At 64.6% G+C, this 24766-nt stretch carries 26 protein-coding genes and 1 other RNA gene; 8 read left to right on the top strand and 19 right to left on the bottom strand.

Going from position 1 to position 24766, the window contains the following annotated elements; all coding sequences use genetic code 11:
• Positions 1-53: 53 nt before the first annotated feature.
• From ACLIIZ_RS18210 to ACLIIZ_RS18190, 5 genes are all read right to left on the bottom strand, one after another.
• A complete protein-coding gene (locus ACLIIZ_RS18210) occupies positions 54-620 on the bottom strand; it encodes a hypothetical protein (RefSeq protein ID WP_416694449.1) in 567 nt (188 codons plus the stop codon).
• Positions 621-625: 5 nt separating this feature from the next.
• Complete coding sequence (locus tag ACLIIZ_RS18205) at positions 626-829, bottom strand: hypothetical protein (RefSeq protein ID WP_416694446.1); 204 nt, start codon at positions 827-829, stop codon at positions 626-628.
• Positions 829-1044: a helix-turn-helix transcriptional regulator gene (locus ACLIIZ_RS18200; RefSeq protein ID WP_416694443.1), complete on the bottom strand. Its 216-nt coding sequence runs from the start codon at positions 1042-1044 to the stop codon at positions 829-831. Before ACLIIZ_RS18200 ends, ACLIIZ_RS18205 begins: the two co-directional genes overlap by 1 nt.
• Before the next feature lie 551 nt (positions 1045-1595).
• Complete coding sequence (locus ACLIIZ_RS18195) at positions 1596-4457, bottom strand: DUF5906 domain-containing protein (protein WP_416694441.1); 2862 nt, start codon at positions 4455-4457, stop codon at positions 1596-1598.
• A gap of 12 nt (positions 4458-4469) precedes the next feature.
• Positions 4470-4661 (bottom strand): helix-turn-helix domain-containing protein, encoded by a 192-nt coding sequence (locus ACLIIZ_RS18190; protein ID WP_416694439.1) that lies wholly within the window; start codon positions 4659-4661, stop codon positions 4470-4472.
• A 476-nt stretch (positions 4662-5137) separates the two neighbouring features.
• Here ACLIIZ_RS18190 and ACLIIZ_RS18185 point away from each other — a divergent pair, with 476 nt between their 5' ends.
• Together ACLIIZ_RS18185 and ACLIIZ_RS18180 are read left to right on the top strand one after the other, a co-directional pair.
• A complete protein-coding gene (locus tag ACLIIZ_RS18185; RefSeq protein ID WP_416694437.1) occupies positions 5138-5911 on the top strand; it encodes a fused MFS/spermidine synthase in 774 nt (257 codons plus the stop codon).
• 122 nt (positions 5912-6033) lie between these two features.
• Positions 6034-6303, top strand: a complete 270-nt coding sequence (locus tag ACLIIZ_RS18180; protein WP_416694434.1) for a hypothetical protein — start codon at positions 6034-6036, stop codon at positions 6301-6303.
• Here the strand turns inward: ACLIIZ_RS18180 and ACLIIZ_RS18175 are convergent.
• The 4 genes from ACLIIZ_RS18175 to ACLIIZ_RS18160 form a co-directional block, all read right to left on the bottom strand.
• Positions 6269-6655 (bottom strand): sirohydrochlorin chelatase, encoded by a 387-nt coding sequence (locus ACLIIZ_RS18175; RefSeq protein WP_416694432.1) that lies wholly within the window; start codon positions 6653-6655, stop codon positions 6269-6271. The genes ACLIIZ_RS18180 and ACLIIZ_RS18175 overlap by 35 nt on opposite strands.
• Positions 6656-6718: 63 nt before the next feature.
• A complete protein-coding gene (locus tag ACLIIZ_RS18170) occupies positions 6719-7564 on the bottom strand; it encodes an EamA family transporter (RefSeq protein ID WP_416694430.1) in 846 nt (281 codons plus the stop codon).
• A gap of 7 nt (positions 7565-7571) precedes the next feature.
• Positions 7572-8903, bottom strand: a complete 1332-nt coding sequence (gene pbfA / locus ACLIIZ_RS18165) for a (R)-1-hydroxy-2-aminoethylphosphonate ammonia-lyase (RefSeq protein ID WP_416694428.1) — start codon at positions 8901-8903, stop codon at positions 7572-7574.
• Positions 8893-9639: a phosphonate utilization associated transcriptional regulator gene (locus ACLIIZ_RS18160; RefSeq protein WP_416694426.1), complete on the bottom strand. Its 747-nt coding sequence runs from the start codon at positions 9637-9639 to the stop codon at positions 8893-8895. Before ACLIIZ_RS18160 ends, pbfA begins: the two co-directional genes overlap by 11 nt.
• A gap of 137 nt (positions 9640-9776) precedes the next feature.
• On the opposite strand from ACLIIZ_RS18160, the gene ACLIIZ_RS18155 reads away from it, so the two are divergent.
• Genes ACLIIZ_RS18155 through phnX form a run of 6 tightly spaced genes read left to right on the top strand, consistent with a single transcriptional unit; the run spans position 9777 to position 16855 of the window.
• Positions 9777-10808, top strand: coding sequence for a putative 2-aminoethylphosphonate ABC transporter substrate-binding protein (locus ACLIIZ_RS18155; RefSeq protein WP_416694424.1), 1032 nt, complete (start codon positions 9777-9779; stop codon positions 10806-10808).
• A 60-nt stretch (positions 10809-10868) separates the two neighbouring features.
• On the top strand, positions 10869-11936 hold the full coding sequence (locus ACLIIZ_RS18150) for a putative 2-aminoethylphosphonate ABC transporter ATP-binding protein (protein WP_416694422.1): 1068 nt from the start codon (positions 10869-10871) through the stop codon (positions 11934-11936).
• Positions 11933-13636 carry a putative 2-aminoethylphosphonate ABC transporter permease subunit gene (locus ACLIIZ_RS18145; protein ID WP_416694420.1) on the top strand — a complete coding sequence of 568 codons (1704 nt, stop codon included), beginning with the start codon at positions 11933-11935 and terminating at the stop codon, positions 13634-13636. The genes ACLIIZ_RS18150 and ACLIIZ_RS18145 overlap by 4 nt, the downstream gene beginning before the upstream one ends.
• A 20-nt stretch (positions 13637-13656) precedes the next feature.
• The gene (locus ACLIIZ_RS18140; RefSeq protein ID WP_416694418.1) at positions 13657-14775 is read left to right on the top strand and encodes a 2-aminoethylphosphonate--pyruvate transaminase; all 1119 of its coding nucleotides are present in this window, start codon (positions 13657-13659) and stop codon (positions 14773-14775) included.
• A 4-nt stretch (positions 14776-14779) separates the two neighbouring features.
• Positions 14780-16015: an NAD(P)/FAD-dependent oxidoreductase gene (locus tag ACLIIZ_RS18135; RefSeq protein ID WP_416694416.1), complete on the top strand. Its 1236-nt coding sequence runs from the start codon at positions 14780-14782 to the stop codon at positions 16013-16015.
• A gap of 27 nt (positions 16016-16042) precedes the next feature.
• Positions 16043-16855 (top strand): phosphonoacetaldehyde hydrolase, encoded by an 813-nt coding sequence (gene phnX, locus ACLIIZ_RS18130; RefSeq protein WP_416694414.1) that lies wholly within the window; start codon positions 16043-16045, stop codon positions 16853-16855.
• A gap of 4 nt (positions 16856-16859) precedes the next feature.
• Here phnX and ybiB read toward each other — a convergent pair whose 3' ends face one another.
• The 10 genes from ybiB to ffs all read right to left on the bottom strand — a co-directional run bounded on the left by ybiB (position 16860) and on the right by ffs (position 24560).
• Positions 16860-17849: a DNA-binding protein YbiB gene (gene ybiB, locus ACLIIZ_RS18125; protein ID WP_416694412.1), complete on the bottom strand. Its 990-nt coding sequence runs from the start codon at positions 17847-17849 to the stop codon at positions 16860-16862.
• A gap of 218 nt (positions 17850-18067) precedes the next feature.
• Complete coding sequence (locus ACLIIZ_RS18120) at positions 18068-18484, bottom strand: ClpXP protease specificity-enhancing factor (RefSeq protein WP_416694410.1); 417 nt, start codon at positions 18482-18484, stop codon at positions 18068-18070.
• A gap of 3 nt (positions 18485-18487) precedes the next feature.
• Positions 18488-19084, bottom strand: coding sequence for a glutathione S-transferase N-terminal domain-containing protein (locus ACLIIZ_RS18115; RefSeq protein WP_416694408.1), 597 nt, complete (start codon positions 19082-19084; stop codon positions 18488-18490).
• An 82-nt stretch (positions 19085-19166) separates the two neighbouring features.
• A complete protein-coding gene (locus ACLIIZ_RS18110; RefSeq protein ID WP_416694406.1) occupies positions 19167-19886 on the bottom strand; it encodes a cytochrome c1 in 720 nt (239 codons plus the stop codon).
• A gap of 13 nt (positions 19887-19899) precedes the next feature.
• Positions 19900-21201 carry a cytochrome b gene (locus tag ACLIIZ_RS18105; RefSeq protein ID WP_416694404.1) on the bottom strand — a complete coding sequence of 434 codons (1302 nt, stop codon included), beginning with the start codon at positions 21199-21201 and terminating at the stop codon, positions 19900-19902.
• 1 nt (position 21202) lies between these two features.
• Entirely contained in the window at positions 21203-21802 is a 600-nt protein-coding gene (gene petA, locus ACLIIZ_RS18100) for a ubiquinol-cytochrome c reductase iron-sulfur subunit (RefSeq protein ID WP_416694402.1), read from the bottom strand.
• A 94-nt stretch (positions 21803-21896) separates the two neighbouring features.
• Positions 21897-22496: a recombination mediator RecR gene (recR, locus tag ACLIIZ_RS18095; protein ID WP_416694400.1), complete on the bottom strand. Its 600-nt coding sequence runs from the start codon at positions 22494-22496 to the stop codon at positions 21897-21899.
• A 1-nt stretch (position 22497) separates the two neighbouring features.
• Positions 22498-22821, bottom strand: a complete 324-nt coding sequence (locus ACLIIZ_RS18090; RefSeq protein WP_465221450.1) for a YbaB/EbfC family nucleoid-associated protein — start codon at positions 22819-22821, stop codon at positions 22498-22500.
• A gap of 12 nt (positions 22822-22833) precedes the next feature.
• Positions 22834-24435, bottom strand: coding sequence for a DNA polymerase III subunit gamma/tau (gene dnaX / locus ACLIIZ_RS18085; RefSeq protein ID WP_416694398.1), 1602 nt, complete (start codon positions 24433-24435; stop codon positions 22834-22836).
• 26 nt (positions 24436-24461) lie between these two features.
• Positions 24462-24560: signal recognition particle sRNA small type (gene ffs, locus ACLIIZ_RS18080), an RNA gene on the bottom strand.
• Positions 24561-24766 lie beyond the last annotated feature (206 nt).

Raw genomic sequence — 24766 nt, 5'->3', positions numbered from 1 at the left:
TGCCCAACCGCTGCAATCAGGGGTGCCCTTGCAACCGCACACTTTGTGCAGCGCTATAGGTTTTTGATGCTGCCCCCGGCGCCCGGCGTGAATCTGAGAAACTCCGGATTGGCGAGGCAAGCCAGACGGACGCGCTCGGCCGCGCAGGCATCCATAAACCGGCGCTGGGCGCGATGCAGCGCCTGCTGGAGCTCGTCCTCGCTTTCCGGCGGCATCTGTGCCCGCTGCTTTGTTGCGAAGCTCTCCAGACCGCGGCGAAGTGCCTCAGCGCGGGCGTTGCCTTCGCGCCAGTCGTGGGCGAGCTTGAGCGCCCGCCGCATACTGAAATCACCCGATGCGACAGCCTCCGCCTCCGCTTCGGGAATCGCCGCAGCAATGAGGTCGAGTTGCTCCTGGAGCCCGGCAAGCGCGGCATGCCCAGGGTGGGTTGCGATAGCCGCCTCGCCGTCGACCTTTGCCGAGAACGTCGCCTCGGCTTCATGCAGTCGCGCACTGAGCCGGGCGACGTTCTCGGCCTCGAGAAGCTGCTCAGCGGTGAAGCTGGCCAGCGCTCGGCTGTACTCGGCTTTGAGCCGGGCTTCCTGCTGCTCTGCTTCGCGCAGAGCTCTTGCGTATGACATAGGGGTTACTCCTTCAATTTCGATCGATCAAGCGCAAAGCCTTTGCGAACGACCTGGCCGCAGCACGGGCAGACCTCGCGGCCGGCGCGTCGGCGCAGCGCTTGAAATACGTGGCAGTCGTCTGCGCCGGTGACCCGCGCCGCGGTGGATGGCGGCAGGTCGGGGTGGTCGGCGAGCAGCTTCAGCGCCTCATTGACGGGTGAGCGCATCACGCTTTTTGCTCAGCCAGCCAGGCGCGGACCTCGCCGACATTCCAGACGGCGCGAGCGGATGCCAAGTTGTGCGGTGCCGGGAAACGCCCTTCAGCAACGCGGCGCCGGATCGTCGTGACCCCGCAGCCGACGACCGCCGCGACTTCGCGGATGCCGACGTGTGCTTCGTTGGGGAGCTGGGAAAACTTGAAAAGGACGGGTTTGTCGAACACGGTGGCGCTCCTTGAGTGGTCAATACGCGCCAAGATTGGCCAACCAGCGACAAAAGGGGTGTCCTTGCAAGTTGTGTGCAGTGCGACGGCGTGGGATTGACTGGGGCGTACAGGCTTTGGCTGGCCCCGTGGTGCTCGATCAATTAGCCAATCGTTGTCAATCGGCGCCAACAGCTCAGGGGCTGGGCGCCTGGTCCGCCGAGAACCTTGCCGAAACCTTGCCGGGACCTTGGGAGAACCTTGGGGTGTGTGGTGCGCTCCACGGCTGCCCGTTTCTAGCTACGGATCAGATACTGCACTGGATACGCCCTCCAGCCCTTGTTTCCCCTTGTTTTGTATCCTTGTATCCGATGTATCTATTAAATGAAAAGTAACAGGGAGGGATAAATTAATAACACTCCTCCCCATGCGTCCTCCTGCTATTACGTGTTTACTTGTTTACTAGGGCTGATGTAGTTCGAGTCGGATACAGGATATAAAAAGCCGGAATCCGTTGTGGCACAAGGAATTCCGACGTATCCATAAAAAGCAGCGGTTGGATACAGCAGCCCTCAGTCGGAAAACTCGGCCTCGATCAGTGTGTCTTGGCGCTGTTTCTCCAGCCGGTCAGCCTCGAAACTTGCACAGGCTGGGCGTTCGCCGCGGTAGAAAAACGGGTGTATCGCTCCAGCCCATCGCGTTTGGTTTTTCCGGTCTGTGATCAGTGGCTGGAATCCCGCCGCAGCCAATACAGCCTTCGCCCGCTTCGACACCACCCGAGATTGGCCGCGCCTTTCCAGTTCGTCGTTCAGGCAACGCACCGAAACCAAATTCGGGTAGATGCCGAAGCCGCCTTCGGCAAGCAGTTCGGCGATCGGGTCTTCATCGGCGCCGACGATAACGGCGATCTCCCGGGCCTCGGTGAGCGGCGCGCGGCCGTTGGCGTTGAACTCGGCGGACAGCTCGCGTTCGAGCAGCCACTTGCGCAGCGCGCCGGCATGCGGCTTGATGGCTTGGTCGAAGAGGCGGTCGAAGTATGCCCCGGTCGACAGGCCGTAGCGAGAGGCGAGCCCGGCTGCAAGATCTTCTTTCGACAGGAACGGAGACCGGAGAATCATCAGCCGGCGGTCGTTGTCGGTGACCGGCACGCCGTCCTCGAAGTTGGTCAGCAGGAGGAAGTTCGATGTGTTCGGCACCGTGATCGGGTCTTTGCCCTTGCAATGGACCTCGACAAAGTCGTTCGAGAGGGCGGTCTTCAGCTTGTTGTAGACGTCGTATCGGTTGTGCCCGTGGAGCTTCATCTCCTCGACGCCGACGAAGCACTGCCCGACACGCCAGGCGGTGAAGTCCGAGCTCTCCAGCGTTGAGCTGTCGAGGACCCGCACGTTCTGGTAGCCCATGACGTGCTGCATCAGCGTGATGAAGACGGACTTCCCGTCGCCCTCGACGCCCTTCAGGAGCGGTGCCCAGCGGATTTTGACGCCGGGGTTCTGAACGCAGAAGGCCAGGTAGTCGAGGAACAGGGTGCGCTCGCGCTCGTCGGGGAGCAGGAGCTCGGCGTGCGCTTCTACCGCGCGGATCGCCGCCGCCTGGTCCTCGTCAAGAGATTCCGGCAGCGCGGGGGCTGCGTCTTGCCGGTACGAATTGACATAGGTAACGCTGCCGAGCTCGAAAAACAGACCGCACTGCGGGGCATAGGCAACGCGATCGACGACACGCATACCCCAACTCTGCAGGCACAAGGTTGAGGCGGACGGGATGGTCCCGTTGTCGTTTGCGAAAGGCCACATATCGCGGTCGTACTTTGCATTGAAAGAGCGCTCTGAATATTTGATTTTCGTCTCGACGTCGAAAAAGCAATCGTCCTCGGCCAGCCACACCCAGTTTTCAAACCAGAGCGGCCGATCGATTTCAGTCCGAGTCGGCTTGATCAAAGCTCGGGCTTCCCGGATCGCCGGCTTGTGCCCGACAAGGCGCTGCAGCGCGGCCTGGACTTCCCCCGCCAGCGCTTCCCGCTGCGTCGCTGTCAGCTCCGCGTCGGCGGCGATTTCCCGGCAGACGACTTCCCGGACGGCGGACTCAGTCGATGCCGCGCGCAGGCGCTCGCGGTGGCTGACCAGGGCGAGATTACGCTCCTCAGCCACCGCGGCTTTCAGTTCCGGCAGCCCCTCCGCCCAGCGCCGCATCGCCGCGTCCGACGGCCGGCGCCCCACGGGCATCTGCTCAATGTTCAGCCGGTCGAAGTCGTCGGCGTCTTCCCCGGCGATGTCGAGGTGGCCAAATTTGAGGACGCGGACCAAGTCCCACAAATTAACAACCCTGTCTGGACCAAAGGGCCAACTGTTGTGGCTGGCGCCGACGTGCATACTGTCATCGGTAACCCAAACGCCCTCCGGTGCGCCGCTGTCGGAGTTCAACCAGGTGTAACGGCGCTCCGTGGCCTGCTCGAACTCACCCTCAAGGAAATCCAGCAGGACGCGCTCCGCGTCGAACGCCCGATGGAAGGCGCCGATCAGCCCCTCCTTGCTGCTCGGGTCGGTGAGCTTTACGTCGCTGCCGCCGGGGCGGCCAAACGGGTTCTTGATTTCCTGAGCTGCGGCCAGGACATCGTCCCCGATCACCAGGTCGACCACGTCCGTACCGTCTTCGTGCCGGTACAGGCCGAAACGGAGTTTCGGGTCAATCGGATCAGGGCGCCCTTCCTCGAAAACTGGGTCTGCCGTGTAGCGGACATGTTCCTGTGAATAGATCGAGGTATCGACAACGAGAGGTTTCTGCCGGCGGCAGCCATTCACGGCAACCAGTGCCCAGGCATCGTACTGCGAGCAAGAGTATGGCGTCCGAGACCAGAACCAGACGTGAGCCTTGAGGACGTGCTCCTTGCCGGGGAGCCCCGCCGAGTTCGACAAGTGCCAGATGAAACTCGCCTTGTGGAAAGCCTCCGGCAGGTGCTTCTCGATGAATTCCACGATGCACAACACGGGATGGGTTTGCGGATCGTAGTTTTCCGGCTGGTAGTCGTCGATGTCGAGCATTAGCGTATGCAACGGCTGATCAACGAAATTCTTCTTGCATCGAAGGACGAACGGCTTCCCGACTGGCGCTGCTTCCATGGCATCGCGGTCTTCCAGTGGCGCCCCGCCGATCAAGCAGGCGTATGGGTTGCCGCGCAACTCTTTGAGCAGCTTTGCGAGGGAGAGCAGGTCGGCCACTTCCCTGACCTTGAATTTGACAGACTTAGGGTGGTCGTAAGGCTTGGTTGTCCCGTCCGCCTTGTGTGTTTTGGCAAAGACAAGACGATTCGGCGGCTTGCCGGCCGTTTCAAGAACGGTCAGCCGATCAACTCCTGTGCTATTATCACTTTTGCCATTTACTGAAACAACAGTTCCCTTCGCCGCTCCTGCCAGAGCGGCGTTTTTCTTTGCGTCGTTCATGGTCGGTCCTCGTCACTGGATGCCGATCGACGCGAAGCGGACGACCTCGCTACGGGGAACGCGGGTAGATCGCTTGCCGAAGCGGACGACGCGAATGGCGCCGCCTCCGATCAGTTGGTAGAGCTTGGCGCGGCTGATCCGCAGAAAGCTGGAAGCCTCGACGATGGTCAGAAGTTCGGCGTCATGGTGCTGTGTAGTTGCCATTTTCAATTCCTTCCGGAACTGGTCCGCCCACAGGCGAAGCGAGGACGGACCGGGGGATTTCAAGTCCGCTGAAATGGCTCTTGCCAGGCTGTGGCGACGGGGCAGGCTGCTTGTCCATCCCCGGGATCAGCGATCCTCCCGGCCAATGGGGCAGTCCCGGAGCGCTACTCTGCTCCGGCACGCAGAATTACGCGCATCCGGGTTCGGGGCCTGCATGTCCGCCTGATCCGCTACCGCTTTTTGATGCACAGGGGCGATTCTAATAGACAAACGCGGACAACTCAATGCCATTCGGCCAATAAATCAACGAGTTATCTAGACAACCGGCGAATCTGGTATCTTGGGCCAGCAAAAAATTCTGTTGGTACATTTGTTGGTACATCCGGTTTTCAAACAGCCGGGAACCATTGTGCAGCAACCATCTCAGCCCCTGATTCTATTCCACCTGGGGGCGCCACCCCTCCGCCGCCATCCCGATGAAATCCCGCCCGACACCGCCCCGCCACGCCATCGACATCAGCGAGGAGGATGGGGTGCGCTGCCTGCATTTCGGCTCCGACTGGATCCAGGGTGCCATGCGCGTCGCCCGGCCGTGGTCGCTGTTGCTCGAATACACCCGTGACATGATGGCCGGACTGCTCCTGCGCGAGGCCCCGCGCTGGCCGCGCAATGTCCTGCTGATCGGCCTCGGCGCCGGTTCGCTGGCGAAGTTCCTGTACCGCAATTTCCCCGATTGCCGGATCACCGTCGTCGAGATCAACCCGCAGGTCGAGTTCGTCGCCCGCCAGTACTTCCGCCTGCCCGACGACCCGCTGCGCCTGCAGGTCGAGATCGCCTGTGGCGCCGACTACCTGGAAAGCACGAAACGCCGCTTCGATCTCATCCTCTCCGACGGCTTCGGCGCCGACGGCCGCCCCGGCATGCTCGACACCCCGGGTTTCTACCAGGCCTGCCGCAGCCACCTCAACGACGACGGCCTGTTCTGCGTCAACCTGCTGCGCGAGAAGGGCTTCGCGCGTAGCGTCGAGCGCATCGCCGAGGCGTTTTCCGGGCAAATCCTGCTGCTGCCGGAGTGCGCCAGCGGCAATACCATCGTGTTCGGCCGCGCCGCGCAAGCGGTGGAAGTTTCTTTCGCCGACCTGGAAACCCGGGCCCAGACGCTACGCCAGCAGACCCGGCTCGACCTGCGCCCGTTGCTGCGCCGCCTGCGCCAGGCGGCAGCGGACGGAGCGGAAACGCTGGCCTTCTGAACGGCTTTGCCCGGCCGCGATAAGCTGCTATAAATGGAGGAAGCGGTCCTCCACCGACAACGATGACAAGGCGGACAGACAGAAACCAAAGGCGTTCGCCGATTCTGCCAGGAGGAGATTCCATGTTGTCCATGCAAGACGTTCTCGATTACTGCGACCTTGATCGCGGCGAAATCGAAGCCATCGCCGAACACGAACACCTGCCGCTGGCGATTGCCGCGGAGTTAAGCGAAGTCCTGCTCGGTACGCCGGAAGGCGTCTGCCAGTTGCACGCGATGATCCTCGAAAACATGCAGCAGGCACTGGCCGCCGGCGACAACCAGCGGGTGCTCGAGTTGATGGAAACCTACGAGCACCTCAAGCGGACGCACCCGCTGCCGTCGATGCACTGAGCGCCGCGGCGGCCATCGCCTGGACGACGCTTTCCTCTTCGCCGATCGCCCGGCCCAGGGAAAACTCGATCGCCGGCCAGGTGGCGCGCAGATGGGCGACGATTTCCGGGACTTCGCGTTTCAGGTGCCCGCCCTGGGCGATGAACATCGGCAGGATCAGGATGCGCCGCGCGCCGCGCCCGGCCAGTTCGGCGACGCAGGCCGGCAGGTCGGGGGCCATGAATTCGAGGAAAGCGAGTTCGACCGCCAGTTGCGGCGCATTGGCCAGGATGGCGGCGCGCACCCGGCGCATCGGCGAAGCCCACTCGGGATCGCGGGCGCCGTGGGCGAAGAGGATGATGGCTTGGGACATGGGCTTTCCTGAGGCAGGCTGAGGGCATCTTACCCGTCACAGACCGCCAGCGCCACCCGAGGTTCAGGTGCGCAGCAGGAAAATGCCCAAGACCACGCCGGCGCCGGCGAGCAGCCCGGGGCGCAGCCGCCCTTCCTTGAACCACAGACTGCCGATCAGCACTGCAAAAACCACCGAACTTTCGCGCAGCGCCGCGACCATCGCCACCGGCGCCTGCGTCATCGCCCACAGGATGGTCGCGTAGGCGCTGGTCGAGCAGGCGGCGCCGAGCAGGCCGAGCCGCCAGTGGCTGCGGCAGTAGGCGAGCAGCAGCGGACCGCGCAAGCGGTACTGCCAGACCAGGATGAGCAGCGGTTCGCAGACGAAGAGCATGCACGCGTAGGCCAGCGGGTTGCCGGACTGACGCGCGCCGATGCCATCGACCACGGTGTAGGCGGCAATCGCCAGCGCGTTGAGCGCGGCGGCACGGCTGGCCGGATGGGCAAGCGCCCGGCCCGGCGTCAGCCCGCCGGCAAAACCGATGCCGAGGACGCCGCCGCAGATCGCCGCAATCCCCAGCCAGCCGGCGCTACCCAGCGGCTCGCCGAGCAGCGGTGCCGAGACCAGCGCCACCAGCAAGGGCGGCAGGCCGCGCATCAGCGTGTAGCTGACCGCCAGCTGGCCGCCGTCGTAAGCACGCATCAGCCAGGCGATGTACAGCGTGTGGAGCAGCGCCGAGGCGCCGACGTAGGGCCAGCTGGCCGGCGCCGGCAGGCCCAGGAAGAACAGCGCGAAGATCGCCAGGAAGCCGCTGCTGGCGTGCAGCAGCACGGTGTACAGCCCCTTGTCGCCAGCGCCGCGGATCAGCGCGTTCCAGCCGGCATGGAGCAGCGCCGCCGCCAGCACGGCGAGCAGGACGGGAAGCGGCAAGCCGCCTTCAGCCACTGCTTTCCGCCCGTACGGCATCGACCACGCCGGCCAGCGCCCAGTCGAGATCGGCGGCGTCGACGTTGAGCGGCGGCGCCAGCACCAGCACCTTGCCCTGGCCGACCTTGAACGACAGGCCTTGGCTCAGGCAGCGGTAGAGCACCGCCTCGGCGAGATCGGCGTCGTTCAGCTCGATGCCGAGCAAGAGGCCGGCGCCGCGCACTTCGACTACCGCCGGCAGGTCAGCGGTCGCCGCGCGCAGTTGCGCCAGCGCCGCGGCGCCCAGCGTGCGGCTGCGTTCGAGCAGGTTTTCCTCGGCGATCACGTCGAGCGTCGCCAGCCCGGCGGTGCAGGCGAGCGGATTCTTCTCGTGCGTGTAGTGGCCGAGCGAGATGTCCTGGCCGACGTTGAGCCCGGCGCGGGCGATCAGCGCGGCGAGCGGCAGGGCGCCGCCGCCCAGGCCCTTGCCGATGACGATCATGTCGGGTTCGATGCCGTAGCGCTCGACGGCGTAGAGGTGGCCGGTGCGGCCGAGGGCGATGGGAATCTCGTCGAGGATCAAGAGCGCGCCGTGGCGGTCGCAGATACGGCGCAGGCGCTGGTAGTAATCGGCGGGCGGCACCTGGACGTCGGTGCAGCGCACGGTTTCGACGACGACGGCGGCAACGTCGCCTTCCTTGGCCAGACAGTAGTCGATGTAATCGACGCAGCGCAGCGCGCACCGGCCGCCGCAACCGAACACGCAATTGCCCGGGTCGTGCGGCGGCACATGCTCGGCGCCGGGCAGCAGCGGGCCGATGCCGCGGCGGAAGACGGCCTCGCCGCCGAGCGAGATGGCGTCGAGCGAAGCGCCGTGGAAGGCGTCCCACATCGACAGGGTCTTGAACCGGCCGGTCGCCAGCCGCGCCAGCTTGAGCGCCATGCCGATGGCGGCCGTGCCGCCCGGCGCGAACAGCAGCCGCGCGCCCGGCATCGGCGCCGCTTCACAGAGGCGGCGGGCCAGCTCGACGGCCGGCCGGTTGGCGTAGCGGCGCGGTGAAAAGGGCAAGGTCGCCAGCGTCTTCTGGATCGCCGAGACCACCTTCGGGTGGCCGTAGCCGACCTGGTGCAGGCTGTTGCCGTGGAAATCGAGGATGCGCCGGCCGCCGAGGTCGGTCAGCCAACTGCCCTGGGCGCCGGCCAGCGCGTTGAGGCAGGGCGTGGACATCGACTGGTGGAGGAACCAGCGCGCGTCCTCGGTCAGCAACTCGCGCGTCGCCGCGTCGAGATGTGCATCCTGCCAGGCGGCGCGGCGGGCGCCGAGGTTGACGTCGCCTTCGCTGCGGTCGGCTTCAGGCGGCATCGGAGACCTCGCCGAGTTCGCCGTCGCGCAGCATGCGCGCCCGGCCGCCGCGGGCGTGCGCGTGCAGCGCTTCGGCGGCGCCAGCAGCGTCGCCGGCGGCGATGCGGTCGACGATTGCGCTGTGCTCGTCGGCGAAATGCGGGATCGCCCGCGGTGCCAGCAGGTTGCGCCGGCGGAACAGGGCCAGTTGCTTGACCAGCCTGCGATAGACGTCGACCAGCGCGGCGTTGCCGGTCATGTCGACGATGCGGTCGTGAAAGGCGAGGTTGAGCGCGTGGAAGGCATCGACATCGTTGGCTGTCGCCGCCCGCTGCATGCCGGCGGCGAACTCGCGCAGCACGGCCAGTTGCTCGGGCGTCACGCGTTCGGCGAGCAGGCGCCCGGCGGTGGCGTCGAGGCCGGCGCGCACCTCGTAGATGTCAGCGGCCTCGGCCAGCTCGATCTCGCGGACGAAGGCACCACGGTTCTTCTCCTGGCGGATCAGGCCGCTTTCTTCCAGCGTGCGGAAGGCTTCGCGCAGCGGCCCGCGTGACACGCCGAGACGCTCGGCGAGCGCCATTTCGTTGAGCTTGCTGCCCGGCGGCAGTTCGCCGGCGAGGATCATCTTCTCCAGCGCCTCGCCCACTAGGCGGGTCAGGGAGTTGCGCTGGACCAGCGCGAGCACGCTGTCGACAGGGGCGGAGGCGGTATCGGACATGGCCGTCGGGCGGTAATCGAAAACTTGATTGTAGTTCATTCTTGCTTTGTAGATTGTCAACAATCTGCAATAAACCGTCACTAAGATGGAAGCCAGTCTAATGCGCCGGGATGTCAGTTCGATGACAGCCCGGCATCCCGGAAACCCCGTCATCCCATCCCCCGGAGGAAATCCGCATGCAACTCAAGCACCTCATCCGCAGCTTCGCCGTCGCCGGCCTGGCGCTCGCCGCCATCGTCCCGGCGCACGCCGAGAAGACCGTCCTCAACGTGTACTCGGCGCTGGAAACCGACCAGTTGAAGGCCTACCAGCAATCCTTCAACAACGCCTATCCGGACATCGAGATCAGGTGGACGCGTGATTCGACCGGCATCATCACCGCCAAGCTGCTGGCCGAGAAGGCGAAGCCGGTGGCCGACGTGATCATGGGCGTCGCCGCTTCCAGCATGGTCGTTTTCGACCGCGAGAAGATGCTGCAGCCGTATGCCCCGGCCAACCTGAAGGCGCTCAACCCGCGCTTCCGCTCGGCCGGCGCGACGCCGACCTGGGTCGGCATGGACGTCTGGGGCGCGGCGATCTGCTACAACGTCGCCGAGATGCAGAAGCAGGGCCTGCCCCGCATCGAAAGCTGGAAGGACCTGCTGAAGCCGGAGTTCAAGGGCAAGATCGTCATGCCCAACCCGAACTCGTCGGGCACCGGCTTCCTCGACGTCACCGCCTGGCTGCAGATGTTCGGCGAGAAGGGCGGCTGGGATTACATGGACAAGCTGCACGAGAACATCGCGGTGTACACCCATTCCGGTTCCAAGCCCTGCGTGATGGCCGGCGCCGGTGAATTCCCGGTCGGCATCGCCTTCGAATACCGGGCCAACGTGGTGCGCAGCAAGGGGGCGCCGATCGACATCATCTTCCCCAAGGAAGGCCTGGGCTGGGATATGGAAGCGATCGCCATCGTCAACGGCACGGCCAAGCTGGAGGCGGCGAGGAAGCTGGCCGACTGGGCGACCACCCGCGAAGCCAACGAGTTGTACGCGAAGAACTTCGCCGTCGTCGCCATGCCCGGCATCGCCACCCGCCTGAAGTACGTGCCCAACGACTACGAGCAGCGCCTGGTGAAAAACGACTTCCAGTGGATGGCCAAGAACCGCAACGCCATCCTGGCCGAATGGCAGAAGCGCTATTCGACCAAGTCGGAACCGAAGAAGTAATTCCCCGCCCCCGCCGCCCGCCGCCTGGCGGGCGGTTTCACCGTTGACCGCGAGGCGCCCATGGCCCACCTGGAAATCACCCAACTGAGCAAGCGCTACGGCGCCTTCGTCGCCCTCGACGGCATCGAACTGGCCGTCGAGCGCGGCGAGTTCCTCGTCCTGCTTGGCCCTTCGGGCTGCGGCAAGACCACGCTGCTGCGGGCGATCGCCGGTCTCGAACGGCAGGACGAAGGGCGCATCGTACACGCCGGCCGCGACATCTCGCAGCTCTCGCCGGCGCTGCGCGACTATGGCATCGTCTTCCAGTCCTACGCGTTGTTTCCCAACCTCAGCGTCGCCGACAACGTCGCCTACGGCCTGAACAGCCGACGCGCCGACCGCCGGCTGGTGCGCAAGCGGGTCGAGGAAATGCTCGAACTGGTCGGCCTGCCCGGTAGCCAGCCGAAATACCCGGCGCAGCTCTCCGGCGGCCAGCAGCAGCGCGTCGCGCTGGCCCGTGCGCTGGCCACCTCGCCCGACCTGCTGCTGCTCGACGAGCCGCTGTCGGCGCTCGACGCCATCGAACGCGTCCGCCTGCGTTCGGAAATCCGCGCCTTGCAGGACCGGCTCGGCGTGACGACGATCATGGTCACCCACGACCAGGAAGAAGCGCTGGCCATGGCCGACCGCATCGTCGTCATGCGCGGCGGCCGCATCCAGCAGGTCGGCGGACCGCAGGAAATCTACCGCGCGCCGGGCAACGACTTCGTCGCCGACTTCATCGGCCGCGGCAACCTGCTCGACGCCACCGGCGCCGGCCCGCAACACGTCCGCGTCGGCGATCTGCTGCTGCGCTGCGCCGGCCCCGCATCCGAAGGCCATCGTCAGCGCTTCTACGTCCGGCCCGAGGACATCCGCCTGCACGGCACGCTCGATCAGGGCGAAAACAGCTTCTACGCCCACGTCCTGAAGTGCGAATTCCTCGGTGCCTATTCGCTGGTCACGCTGCAGGCGCCGACCGGCGACGGCCGTCCGCTGGTCGCCCAGTTTTCCAGCAACTACCTGTGTGGCCGCGAAATCCATCCGGGGGCGACGCTGCGCGTCGGCATCCCGGCCGAACACCTGCGCCCGTTGCCGGAGGCGGCGTGAAGGTCGCCGGTCTGAGCACCCTGCCGCCGGGCCGCCGCGCCACCGTCAGCGAACGCCTGGGCGGGCCGCTGCTGCTGCTCGCCGCCATGGCGCTGGCGATCTTCCTGCTGCTGCCGCTGGGCGCCCTGCTGCTCGGCGCCGTGCGCGACGACGCCGGGGCCTTCAGCCTCGCCCGTTTTGCCGAATTCGCGACGACACCGGGGATGGCGACAGCGGTCTGGAACACGCTGTGGGTCGCCGTCGTGGTGACGGCGATCACCGTGCCGCTCGCCTTCGTCTATGCCTACGCGATCGAGCGCGCCTGCTTGCCGCTGCGCGGGCTGTGGCGGATCGTCGGCCTGTCGGCGCTGCTCGGCCCGTCGCTGGTCGGCGCGATTGCTTTCATCCAGTGGTTCGGCACCCAGGGCGTACTCAAGGCCTGGCTTGGCGAGACTTCGGTTTACGGGCCGGTGGGCATCGTCATGGCCACCGTCTACGCCAGCTTCCCGCACGCCCTGATGATCCTCGTCGTCGCGCTGGCCACCGCCGACGGCCGACTCTACGAAGCGGCCGATGCGCTGTCGGCGTCGCGCTGGCGCAAGTTCGTCACGGTGACGCTGCCCGGTGCCCGCTACGGGCTGATCAGCGCGGCGCTCGTCGTCTTCGCCTATTCGGTCAGCGAGTTCGGCATTCCCAAGGTGATCGGCGGCAATTTCCCGGTGCTCGCCGTCGAAATCTACGTCCAGGTCGTCGGCCAGCACAATTTCGGGCGCGGCGCCGTCGTCGCGCTGCTCCTGCTGCTGCCGGTACTGCTCGCCTTCGCCATCGACTGGTGGGTACAGCGCCGCCAGCAGGCCGGGCTGAGCGCCCGCGCCGTGCCCTACCGGCCACGCCCCGACTGGCGGCGCGACCTGCCGCTGCTCTTCTACTGCCTGCTGCTGGCGACGGCGATGCTCGGCATCCTGGGCATGGCCGCCTACACCTCGCTGGTCCGCTTCTGGCCATACAACCTCGAACTGAGCCTCGACCACTACATCTACGGCCTGGCCGAAGCCGGCGTCCTCGACGCCTGGCTGAACAGCCTGCGCATCGCCGGGCTGACCGCCTTGTTCGGTACGCCTTTCGTCTTCTTCACCGCCTGGCTGCTGGAAAAGGGCCAGGGCGGGCCGACCGGGCTGCGGCCGCTGGTCCGCGCGCTGGCCGCGCTGCCGATGGGGGTGCCCGGGCTGGTGCTCGGCATCGGCTACATCCTCTTCTTCAATGCGCCGGACAACCCGCTGAACGGGCTGTACCAGACGCTGGCGATCATGGTCATCGCCAACATCGTGCATTACTACACCGCCTGCCACCTGACCGCACTGACCGCGCTCAAGGGCATCGACCGCGAGTTCGAGGCGGTTTCCGCGTCGCTCAAGGTCTCGCCCTTCGTCACCCTGTGGCGGGTGACGCTGCCGGTCTGCCTGCCGGCGGTGCTGGAAATCGCCCGCTACCTGTTCATCAACGCGATGACCACGGTGTCGGCGCTGGTCTTCCTCTATTCGCCGACGACGCTGCCGGCCTCGGTCGCCATCCTCAACCTCGACGAGGCCGGCGAGCTCGGGCCGGCGGCGGCGATGGCGACGCTGATCGTCCTCACCTCGGCGGCGATCAGCCTGCTCTATTCGTTCGTCACCCACCTGCTCTTCCGCCGCCACCAGGCCTGGCGCCAGGGCCAACGCTGATTTCCCGGAGAAACCCCGTCATGTACGCCGTCGACCGCGACCCACTACTCCTCACCCCCGGCCCCCTGACCACCTCGCTGCGCACCAAACAGGCGATGCTGCACGACTGGGGGTCCTGGGATGCCGCCTTCAACCGCATCACCGCCGACGTCTGCCGGCAGCTGGTGGTCATCGCCCACGGCGAGGACAGCCACGTTTGCGTGCCGCTGCAGGGCTCCGGCACCTTCTCGGTTGAGGCCGCGCTGGGTACCCTGGTGCCGCGCCAGGGCAAGGTGCTGGTGCCGAATAACGGTGCCTACTGCGCGCGCATCCTGAAAATCCTCGGCTACCTCGGGCGCGAGGCCGTCGAACTGCGCTTCGCCGAAGACCAGCCGGCCGACCCGGCGGCGATCGAAGCGACGCTCGCCGCCGACCCGGCGATCACCCATGTCGCCCAGGTCCATTGCGAAACCGGCACCGGCATCCTCAACCCGCTCGCCGAGATCGCTGCCGCCGTCGCTCGCCAGGGCCGCGAGCTGATCGTCGACGCGATGAGTTCCTTCGCCGCTCTCGACATCGACCTGCGCACGATGCCGATTGCGGCGCTGATTGCCGCTTCCGGCAAGTGCCTGGAAGGCGTGCCCGGGATGGGCTTCGTCATCGTCCGCCGCAGCGCGCTGGAAGCTGCCGCCGGCAACTGCCACTCGCTGGCGATGGACTTGCACGACCAGTGGATCTACATGCAGAAGACCACGCAGTGGCGCTTCACGCCGCCGACCCACGTCGTCGTCGCGCTGCACGCAGCGCTCGCACAGTACGCCGAGGAAGGCGGGCTGGCCGCCCGCCAGGCGCGCTACGCCGCCAACTGCGCGGCGCTGGTCGACGGCATGGCCGGGCTCGGCCTCGAGCCCTTCCTGGTGCCCGAGTACCAGGCGCCGATCATCGTCACCTTCCACGCGCCGGCCAGCCCGAACTACGACTTCAAGGCCTTCTACGCGGCGGTACGCGACAAGGGTTTCATCCTTTACCCGGGCAAGCTAACCGAAGTTGAAACCTTCCGCGTCGGCTGCATCGGCGCGCTGACGACGCAGGACATGGCCAAGGTGGTCGATGCCGTCGGCGCCACGCTGCGTGCGATGAATGTCACGGTCAACGGCTGAAAACATGGCAAATCCATCGGTCGACCGCGACATCCTGATCATTGGCGGCGGCATCTTCGGCGCCGCCGTCGCCTACGAACTCGCCCGCCACGGGCTGGGCGAGCGCGTCCTCGTCCTCGAACGCCTGCAGCCGGCGGCCGGCGCGACCAGCCGGGCAGCGGCGCTGGTGACCATGGTGCGCGACGATCCCGGCCAGATCGCGCTGGCCCGGCAGACCTTCCGCACGATGACCGAACTCGAACACGAATTCGGCGAAGACATCGGCCGGCGCACGGTCGGCGCGCTGCACGTCGCCCCGGCCAGCCATCTGGCAACGCTGCAAGCGCGTGCCGCCGGCGCCGCCACGCACGGCATCGCCAGCCGCTGGCTGGACAAAGCCGAGGCGCTCGCCCGCGCCCCCTGGCTGGCGCCGGAGTCCTTCGACCACGCGGTCTTCTTCCCCGACGAGTGCTACGTCGAACCCTATCTGTTCGCCACCGCCCTGCTGCGCGCTGCCATCGCGGGCGGCGTGCGCTGCACCAACGCGGAAGTGACGGGTATCGTCGCCGACACCGGCACAGTGCGCGGTGTCGAGCTGGCCGACGGCAGCACGCGGGTTGCCCGCATCGTGGTCAATGCCGCTGGCGCCTGGGCCAACCGCCTCAGCGTCAATCTCGGCCTGCCGCTGCCGATGGCGCCGGTGCGCAGCCAGTACTGGATCAGCGAGCCGGCGCCGATCTTCCCGCGCGACGGCGCCATCGTCCTGCTACCGGCGATCCGTGCCTACGCCCGGCCCGAGGTCGGGGCACTGCTCTTCGGCATCCGCGAGCGCCAGCCGGCGGTTGCCGACGCGCGCTCGCTGCCGGCCGACCTCGCCGGTTTCGTCTTCGACCCCGACGACGCCGACGGCTGGGCCAACCTCGCCGAAGGCGCCGACGAGCTGGCGCCGTATTTCCCGGCGCTGAACACGCTGGGCATCGCCCATTACCTGACCGGCCCGAGCAACTACACGCCCGACCGGCAACTGGTGGTCGGCGCTGCGCCGAAGATCGCCGGCCTGTACGTCGCCAGCGGCTGCAACGGCTCGGGGATCAGCTTTGCCGGCGGCGTCGGCCGCCTGATCGGCGAACTGATCCGCGGCGCTGCGCCCTTCGTCGATCCGCGGCCCAGCGCCCCGGGCCGGCGCGGCGATTTCGACCCCTATGCCCCCGACTTCCTCGCCGCCTGCGCCGCCGCGCGGGCCGGAAAAACTTCCGGCTGAACCGCCGCCACCTTACGGAGACACTCCATGCAACAGCAACTTGAAGCAGTCATTTTCGACTGGGCCGGGACCACGGTCGATTTCGGCTCCTTCGCGCCGACCCAGATTTTCGTCGACGCCTTCCGCGCCGCCTACGACTTCGACCTGAGCCTGGCCGAAGCCCGCGGCCCGATGGGTCTGGGCAAGTGGCAGCACATCGAGGCGCTCGGCCGCGATCCGGCGGTCGACGCCCGCTGGCGGGCAAAATTCGGGCGGCCGATGAACCACGACGACATCGACCACCTCTACCGCACCTTCCTGCCGCTGCAGGTCGAACGCGTCGGCGAGCACGCGGCGCTGATTCCCGGCACCCTGGAGACGGTCGCCGCCTTGCGTGCGCGCGGCCTGAAGATCGGTTCGACCACCGGCTACCCGCGTCAGGTCATGGAAAAACTGATGGTCGCTGCCGCCGCCAACGGCTACGCGCCCGACTGCACGGTCTGCGCCGACGACCTCGCCGCCGGCGCCCGCCCCGGTCCGTGGATGGCGCTGCAATGCGTGCTCGACCTGAAGATCGGCAAGGTCGCCCACTGCGTCAAGGTCGACGACACGCTGCCGGGCATCGCCGAAGGCCGCAACGCCGGCATGTGGACGGTCGGCCTGATGCTCTCCGGCAGCCCGGCCGGGCTGACCCTGGCCGAATATGAAGCTGCCGACGAGGCAAAACGAGCTGCCCTGCGCACCCGCATCGCGCCCCAATTCACCGCGGCCGGTGCGCACTACGTGATCGACACGGTTGCCGACCTGCTACCGGTACTCGACGACATCGAGCGCCGCCTGGCGGGCGGCGAACGCCCTTGAAAACTCAGTTGCCACCCATCGCCATGCCGGTCGCCTCGACCGCAACAATGGCCTTGGCCTGGTTGAGGTCGTCGGCGTAACCGCTGGCGTAGAGCAGACAGGCGAGCTGGTTGGCCAGCGGCTTGGGTAGCGGTAGCTGCTTGTCGAGAACGCGCCGCATCCAGCGCGCGGTGCTCGCCGCGTCGATCGCTTCAGGCAGGTTGGGCAGGCCGCGCAGGCTGTCGTGCTCGGCTTCAAACAGGATATCGACCTGCCCCCGACTGACCAGTTCGAGGCGCGGCCGGCGTTTCGGGTTGGCATAGGGTTCGCCTTCGGTGCCGCGCAGCAGCAGGGCGCGCTGGCCACGTTCGAGGAGCAGCGCGCGCATCAGTTCGATGTAGTCGGGGTGTGTCGCCGGCGCAACCAGCACCGCCTCGCCGGCGAAAGGATTGATCAGTTTGACCAGGCTGTGCGCGCTGTTGCGCACGCCCATCCGGCCACGCAGCGCGAGCAGATTGTGCAGGCCGGGCGAAAAGGCATTGAGCGGCAGGAAAACCAGGCCTTCGGCGCTCAACGTCTGCTGCGCCTGCTGCACCGAGCCCACCGGCAGGTGACCGAGTTCGCGGAAGATCTGCGCCGTACTCACCCGCCCGAAGCCTTCGAGCAGGCCGTGCACCAGTACCGGCACGCCGAAGCGCTGCAGCAGCAGCGCCAGCAGCGGCGTCAGGTTGGCCTCCTTGCGCGCGCCGTTGTAGCTGGGCAGGACTACCGGCCTGACCCGGCCGTGCGGCATCACCAGGCGATGCATGCGCTGGTCGCTGGCGTCGAGGAATCCCAGCATCTCCTCGATCGACTCACCCTTGACCCGCAGCGCGATCAGGATGGCACCCAGTTCCAGGTCGGGGACACCGCCGTCGAGCATCGCGGCATAGACCCGGCAGGCTTCCTCCCGGGTCAGGTCCCGCGCGCCTTCGGCGCCGCGTCCGATTTCCTTGATGTATTGTGCGTAACTCACGGTCTCCTCCGTTGCGGTCTTTGTTCGTCATGGCTGTGCTACAAGCTCAGCGCTACGCCAGCGTGACGCGGCTTGCCCTTTTTTCAGGCATGACATTGAACTCATCAGCCTATACGCAACACGCATGCCAAGCCTAAAAATCAATGAGATAGACGAAAAAGAGGGAAATTCACCGGGTGAATTTCCCTCTTTTGGTGCATGCTGGAGTAGCAACGTTCCTATTTGACGCGCTGCAGCTTCGGCCGCCCGCCTTCCGGCGGCGGTTCGGGGGGCTCATCGAACACCGGCGGTGCCGCTGCAGGCGCATCGGCAGTAGCCTCGCCATCGCCGACCTCGAAGGCCATGCCGGCGCCATTCTCGCGGGCGTAGATGGCGGCGACCTGGGCCACCGGCACCGAAAGCTCGCGCGCCACGCCACCGAAACGGGCCTGGAACTCGATCAACTCATTGCCCATCTGCAGTTTGTTGGTGGCACCAGAGCCCAGATTCAGGACGATCTGGCCGTCCTTGACGAACTCGCGCGGAACCAGCGTGCGGCCATCGACCTGGACCGCGATGTAGGGCGTGAAGCCGTTATCGCAGCACCATTCCCAGATGGCGCGCAACAGGTAAGGCTTGGTGGACGGCAGTTCCATCGCTTACTTGCGCATCGCCTTTTCCGACGGCGTCAGCGCGTCGATGAAACCCTGGCGGCTGAAGATCCGTTCGGCGTACTTCATCAGCGGCGCAGCGGCCTTGCCGAGGTCGATGCCGTAATGGTCGAGACGCCACAGCAAAGGGGCGATGGCGACGTCGAGCATGGAGAATTCATCGCCGAGCATGAACTTCTGCTTGTTGAAGATGGGCACGATTTCGGTCAGGCGCGCCTTGATTTCCTGACGTGCCTTGTCGGCCGCCTTGGCGTTCTTCTCGATGATTTCCATGTGCGAGAAGATTTCACGCTCCATGCCGATCAATAGCTGGCGGGCGCGCGCGCGCATGATCGGGTCGGCCGGCATCAGTTGCGGATGCGGGAAGCGCTCGTCGATGTACTCGTTGATGATGTTCGGTTCGAACAGCACGAGGTCGCGTTCGGCGAGCACCGGCACCCGGCCGTGCGGGTTGATGGCGGCCATCTCGTCGGCCTTGGAGAACAGGTCGACGTCGATGACCTGAAAGTCCATGCCCTTTTCGTAAAGGACGATGCGGCAACGGTGACTGAAGGGGCAGGTCGTGCCCGAGTAGAGGTTCATCATGTTTAACAGCCCTCAAATGAGATTCGGCACCGGGGGCCGACCGAAGTCAAACCCACGATGCCGTCAGCAGATCCGGGAAGGATCAGTGAATGTCTTTCCAGTATTCCTTCTTCAGCGCGTAGGCAACGACGAAGAGAACAGCCAGGAAAAGCAGCACGAAGATGCCGAGCGTCTGGCGGTATTCCTGTTGCGGTTCGCCCATCCAGACCATGAAGCCGACCAGGTCGGAAACCGCCTTGTCGTATTCCGCCGGGCTCATCTTGCCGGGAACGGCCAGTTCGAGCTTGTGCGTTTCATGGTTCATCACCTGGGTGCCTTGCAGCTCCCAGAGGACGTGCGGCATGCCAACGGCGGCGAAAGCGACGTTGTTCCAGCCGGTCGGGCGGGCATCGTCACGATAGAAGGTGCGCAGATAGGTATACAACCAGTCCGCACCAGCCTTCGGCGCACCTGCGTCACCACGGGCGCGGGCAACGATGGTCAGATCCGGCGGCGTTGCACCGAACCACTTCTTCTGCTCGTCATAGCGCGCGGCAACCGTCATCAGGTCGCCAATCTTCTCGCCAGCGAACATCAGGTTATCCTTGACTTGCGCTTCGGTCAAACCAAGGTCCATCAGGTTCTTGTAGCGCATGTAGGACGCACTATGGCAGCTCAAGCAGTAATTGACGAACAGCTTGGCACCATTCTGCAACGCTGCCTTGTCGCTGACCGAACCCGGCCACTTGTCGAGGTGAAGCGCCGCACCGGCAGCAAAAGCCATGACCGGCGCGAAGAGCAATGCGATGAGAAATTTTTTCATGTTATGCATCCTCTCACTTCATCGTGACGCGTTCGGGAACCGGCTTGAACTTGTCCATCCGGGACCACCACGGCATGCCGAGGAAGAAGGCGAAATAGAAGACCATACAAATCTGCGACACCAGTTCGCCCATCGGCGACGGCGACAGGGTGCCGAGGTAACCGAGGATGAAAAAGCAGATCACGAACAGGGTGACCATCGCCTTGGTGATCGGACCGCGGTAGCGGATCGAACGCACCGGGCTGCGATCCAGCCAGGGCAGGAAGGCAAAGACGACAACCGAAGCGCCCATCGCCACCACACCCCAGAACTTGGCGTCGAGGCCGAAGAAGTTCCAGACCATGGCACGCAGGATCGAGTAGTAAGGCGTGAAGTACCAGACCGGCGCGATATGCGGCGGCGTCTTCAACGGATCAGCCGGGTAGAAGTTCGGCGTTTCCAGGAAGTAACCACCACCTTCCGGTGCGAAGAACATCACGGCGGAGAAGACCATCAGGAAGACGACGACGCCGACGATGTCCTTGACCGTGTAGTACGGATGGAAAGGAATGCCGTCGAGCGGAATGCCGTGTTCGTCCTTCTTTTCCTTGATCTCAATGCCGTCCGGGTTGTTCGAGCCGGTTTCGTGCAGCGCCAGGATGTGGGCCGCGACCAGACCGATCAGGACGAGCGGGAAGGCAATCACGTGGAAGGAGAAGAAACGGTTCAGGGTCGCATCGCCGACGATGAAGTCGCCGCGGATGATGATCGACAGGTCGTTACCGATCACCGGGATGGCACCGAACAGGTTGACGATCACCTGCGCGCCCCAGTACGACATCTGGCCCCAGGGGAGCAGATAGCCGAAGAAGGCTTCGCCCATCAGCACCAGGAAGATGCCGACGCCGAACAGCCAGGTCAGCTCGCGCGGCTTGCGGTAGGAACCGTAGATCAGGCCGCGGAACATGTGCAGATAAACCACGATGAAGAACGCGGAAGCGCCCGTCGAGTGCATGTAGCGGATGATCCAGCCGCCCGGCACATCGCGCATGATGTATTCGACCGAGGCAAAGGCCACCGGCACGCCGGCAGCGTTCAGCGCAGCATCCGGCTTGTAGTGCATGACCAGGAAGATGCCGGTGACGATCTGGATGACCAGAACCAGCAGGGCCAAGGAGCCGAAGAAATACCAGAAATTGAAATTCTTCGGTGCATAGTATTCGGAAAGATGCCCTTTCCACATCGAGGTTGCCGGGAAGCGCGCATCAACCCATTCCAGCACGTTGCCGGCCAGCGAACCATCGGACTTGTACTTCTCGTAAATTCCCCCAGCCATGTCATGCCCCCTTCTTGTCTTCGCCGATCAGGATACGGGTATCGGTCAGATACACGTGCGGCGGAATTTCGAGATTGGTCGGTGCAGGCTTCGCCTTGAAGACACGACCGGCGAAATCGAACGTCGAGCCGTGACAGGGGCACAGGAAGCCGCCGAGCCAGTCCGCAGTCATCCCCTCTTCAGCTCCGGCCTTGAACTTGGAGCTCGGCGAGCACCCCAGGTGGGTACAAATGCCGATCACCACAAGGAGATTTTCCTTGACCGAACGCGTCGGATTTGCGGCATATGCCGGCTGCTGGGACGCCACTTCAGACTTCGGGTCAGCCACCTTGTCGTCCAGTTTGGGCAGGGTCGCCAGCATGTCCTTGGTCCGGTTGATGATCCAGACCGGCTTGCCGCGCCATTCGACGGTCATCATCTGACCCTCTGCCAGTTTACCGATATCGACTTCGACCGGTGCGCCTGCTGCCTTGGCGCGTTCGGACGGAAGCAAACTGGAGACGAACGGAACGAGCGCACCGACCGCGCCCACCCCGCCGACGGCTGCGGTGGCGACGATCAGCCGCCGCCGTCCGCAGTCCACTTTTCCTTGATTGCTCATAACGCTGACCCCTAAAGGAATTGAATGGGTTTAAAAACAAACGCTAAATTATACGCCAACGGAACCCCTGATAAAAGCGTCTGTCAGACTTCACTTATCCTTCCACAGCCCGGCGCTCGCGCAAGGCCTGGGCCAGCGTGCCGCTATCGACGAATTCCAGTTCGCCGCCGACAGGCACGCCACGCGCAATCCGGGTCACGTTGAGCCCCCGTGACTTCAGCATCGCGGTAATGTAGTGCGCCGTCGCCTCACCCTCATTGGTGTAGTTGGTTGCCAGAATCACTTCCTTCACCAGACCATCGCACGCCCTGGCAAGCAGGCGATCCAACTGCAACTGGCGAGCCCCCTGGCCGTCGAGCGGCGAAATCCTGCCCATCAATACGTAGTACAAACCTGGATACGCCAGGGTCTGTTCCATCATGTTCATGTCGACCGGCGTTTCAACGACGCACAGCAACCCCTGGTCGCGCTTCGGGTTGGAACACCGCTCGCAGACATCAAGCTCGGTCAGCGTGTTGCAACGCCGACAGTGACGAATGGCGGCCAAGGCATGCTGGATCGCATCCCCGAGACGAGCCGCCCCGGGACGATCATGTTGCATCAAGTGATAGGCAAGACGCTGTGCGGATTTCGGCCCGATGCCGGGAAGACAGCGCAGGGCTTCGATCAGCCCATCAAGTCCGTTGGTGCTCACCTCAGAACGGCAACTTGATTCCCGGCGGCAGGTTGAGACCGGCCGTAAAACCGGCCATCTTTTCCTGGGAAAGCGCCTCGCCCTTGCGCACCGCATCGTTGATCGCGGCCGCCACGAGATCTTCGAGCATCTCGCGATCATCCATCACCGAGGAATCGATACTGACACGCCGGACATCGTGCGCACAGGTCATCGTGACCTTGACCACACCAGCGCCGGCTTGCCCCTCGACTTCAATCTGGGCAAGCTGTTCCTGCGCCTTCTTCATGTTTTCCTGCATCATCTGGGCCTGTTTCATCAGACCGCCCAAACCGCCTTTGATCATTAGAGAACTCCGTCAATCAATAGGTTTAATGGAAGAATCGACGATCGTCGCATCCAGCGTAGCGATCGCGTCCCGGACAAAGAAATCTTTTTCGATCGCCAGCTCGGCGCTTTCCTGGCGCTCCTGACGCTGACGACCAGCGGTAGCAGCCGGCGTTTCGGCGCTGGGCGCGCCCAACTCGATCTTCAGCACGATTGGCCGGGCAAAATGATTGCTCAGGGCCTGCTGCAGCTTCTCCGGCGAGGGCTTCATCTGTAAATGCGCCGCCGAATTGCTCAAGCGCAGGAGGCAATGTCCTTCGCCCAGTTCACGCAACTCGCAATTCAACGCAAGCTCCCTTGCCAAGCCGGATAACGGCAACTCGCCAACGAGTGCATGCCAATCCGTCGCCGCGTGCGAGACCGCGGACTGCGGCGGAGTACGCGGAACATCGGTCTCCGGACGCTCTCTCACCGATAGCGACGCGCTGACCGCAGGCCTGGGTGGGGCCGATGGATTAGCACGAGCCGCAGCGACGACATCGGAAACGCTGCGCGGACGAAACACATGCAAACGCAAGAGCGTCATTACAAACCCGGCGTACTCATCCGGCGCCAAGGCCAACTCTGCTCGCCCGACGTTAACGATTTGATAGGCCAATTGCACGTATTCGGGTGATAGCTGCTCCGCCAGGGCCAACAATCGAAGGCGATCGGGATCGTCCTCATCCAGCGTCGTCGGCGCGCACTGCACGATCTGAATCCTGGTCAGCAACGCAGCCAGTTCCTGCAGAGCGCCAGCAAACGACAAGCTCCTCACTGCAAGCAACGAAGCCTGCTGCATGAGGCCGGAAGCGTCCCCCTCGCGCAGAACTTCAAGGATCGAGAACAGATAATCCTGATCGACATTACCCAGCATCGCCCGGACCTGGGCCTCATCCACCTTGCCAGCACCATGCGCGATCGCCTGATCAAGCAGGGAAAGCGCGTCCCGCATGCTGCCAGCCGCTGATCGGGCAAGCAGCGCGAGCGCCGACGCCTCAAACGGAATCCCCTCTGCCTGCAGTATCTGCGCAAGATGCGAGGAAATCGCCAATGCCGGCATCTGCTTCAAATTGAACTGCAGGCAACGCGAAAGCACGGTGACCGGAATTTTCTGCGGATCGGTCGTGGCCAGTATGAACTTCACGTGCTCCGGAGGTTCCTCCAGGGTTTTCAGCATCGCGTTGAATGCCGACGTCGACAACATATGAACTTCGTCGATGACATAAACCTTGAAGCGGCCACGGGTCGGTGCATAGACTGCGTTTTCCAGGAGCTGGCGCATCTCGTCGACGCGGGTATTGGTCGCCGCATCGACCTCAAGCAAGTCTACAAAGCGCCCCGCATCGATTTCCAGACAAGCGGAACATCTCCCGCAAGGCGTCGGGGTGATACCCGTTTCGCAGTTGAGCGACTTCGCCAGGATCCTGGCCAGGGTCGTCTTACCGACACCACGGGTTCCGGTGAAGAGATAAGCGTGATGGAGTCTTTGCTGCGACAGCGCATGAGTCAGAGCGCGAACAACATGCTCCTGGCCAACAAGCGTCGAAAAATTGCGCGGCCGCCACTTTCGCGCGAGAACCTGGTAACTCATGCGCCCCACACCAAAGCAAAAATGAAAGTGGCGAGCCTAACCCCCGGCACTTGCAGTAAATGGCTGTGGCTGCTTCCTTCCGGACCTGACCAGGTTCACCATCCTGCAATGCGGGGAGACCCGCCGACAGCAATTCTAACACAGAGCAAGCAGCTCTCTCTCACAAGCTTTGGAATATTAGCCCCTGCCCGAGCCAACGCGTAGACGGCAAAAGGCCCCGCCTAGAGAACTAGGGGGGGTCTTTTGGAATGGGAGCCTGGCGGTGACCTACTTTCGCGAGCGAGGTGCTCACTATCATCGGCGCGATTCTGTTTCACGGTCCTGTTCGGGA

Origin of the sequence: Azonexus caeni (assembly GCF_048146105.1) — a bacterium.
Taxonomy (GTDB): Bacteria; Pseudomonadota; Gammaproteobacteria; order Burkholderiales; family Rhodocyclaceae; genus Azonexus; species Azonexus aromaticus_B.
The sequence above is the reverse complement of the archived record's forward strand: the minus strand, read 5'-3'. Positions and strand labels throughout refer to the sequence as shown.